Source organism: Rhodococcus sp. ARC_M6, assembly GCF_022810305.1.
In the GTDB taxonomy this organism is placed as follows: domain Bacteria; phylum Actinomycetota; class Actinomycetes; order Mycobacteriales; family Mycobacteriaceae; genus Rhodococcus_F.
The window spans coordinates 1-1253 of record NZ_JALGQH010000074.1 but is presented as its reverse complement, the minus strand read 5'-3'; the positions used below and the strand labels follow the sequence as shown (position 1 = coordinate 1253).

Sequence of the window (1253 nt, the reverse complement as noted above, 5' to 3'; positions counted from 1 at the left end):
TGTTGTGCGCGATGAACAGCAGGGACAGTCCGTGGCGCTTCTTGGCGGCCTCGAGCAGGTTCAGGATCTGTGCCTGCACCGACACGTCGAGGCTCGAGACGGGCTCGTCGCAGATCAGGACCTTCGGGTCGAGCATCAGCGCACGTGCGATGCACACACGCTGGCACTGACCACCCGAGAGCTCGCGCGGCGTGCGATCCCAGACCATGTCCGGATCGAGGCCGACCTCCGCCAGAACCTCGCGGGCCCGAGCTTCGATGGCTGCCTTGTCTTTTCCGCCCCAGATGGCTGGACCCTCGGTGACGAGAGCCTTGACCTTACGACGTGGGTTCAGCGACGAGATGGGATCCTGGAAAATCATCTGCAGCTGAGTACGGCTGCGGCGCAACTCTTCCGGATCCAGCGCCGTCATCTCCACGTCGCCGAGGCGAATGGAACCTGATGTGGGCGAGGGCAACTGCATGATCGCGCGCCCGGCGGTGGACTTGCCACAGCCGGATTCGCCGACCACGCCCAGGGTTTCCCCGGGAGCGACGGTGAAGCTGATGCCGGAGACGGCGTGAACGGTCTGTCCCTTGCCGACGTTGAATTCGACGACCAAGTCCTCGACCGTCAGGGCTGCGCCCACGGTTTCAGGCTTCTTGGTATCCACTGCTGTGGTCATCAGACCATCTCCTTCACCGCGAGCGGCAAGCCCGCTGCGGTTATGCCGGCCTTCTCGTTGGCGACCAATGCCGCTGTACCTTCCGGCGTATCCACCGGGTAGTGGCACGCGAACGCATGGCTGTCAGATGTGTGGTCCCCGGCTCCCCCGGGTGCCAGTGCCGGATCTCCGGTCAAGCAGTCGTCCTGCGCGTACTTGCAGCGAGCTGCGAAGCGGCAACCGGTCATCGGCTTGGTCATGTCCGGAAGTCCACCCGGAATAGTCTGCAGCACCGTGTGCGTCGGCGATTCGAGTCGCGGAATCGCGGCCATCAGCGCTTCGGTGTACGGGTGACGTGGACGCGTGAACAGTTCTTCTGTCGCTGAGGTTTCCACGACGGAACCGGCGTACATGACGGCGACGCGATCGGATCGTCCCGACACGACACCGAGGTCATGGCTGATGAGGATCACAGCCATGTTGAGCTTGTCGTTGAGCGAGGCAAGCAGGTCGAGGATCTGCTTCTGCACCGTCACGTCGAGAGCTGTCGTCGGCTCGTCGGCGATCAGCAGCTTCGGCTCGCAGGCCAACGCCATGGCGATGACCACAC

The 1253-nt window shown here is 63.7% G+C and carries 2 protein-coding genes; both read right to left on the bottom strand.

Translation table 11 applies throughout. The annotated features are described in order from the left end of the window. Window positions 1-664 (bottom strand): dipeptide/oligopeptide/nickel ABC transporter ATP-binding protein (locus tag MTX36_RS29415; protein ID WP_243623192.1); only part of this gene is annotated, 664 nt, incomplete at its 3' end. Then, window positions 664-1253: ABC transporter ATP-binding protein (locus tag MTX36_RS29410; protein WP_243623191.1), on the bottom strand; the 590-nt coding region annotated here is incomplete at its 5' end. The genes MTX36_RS29410 and MTX36_RS29415, both read right to left, overlap by 1 nt.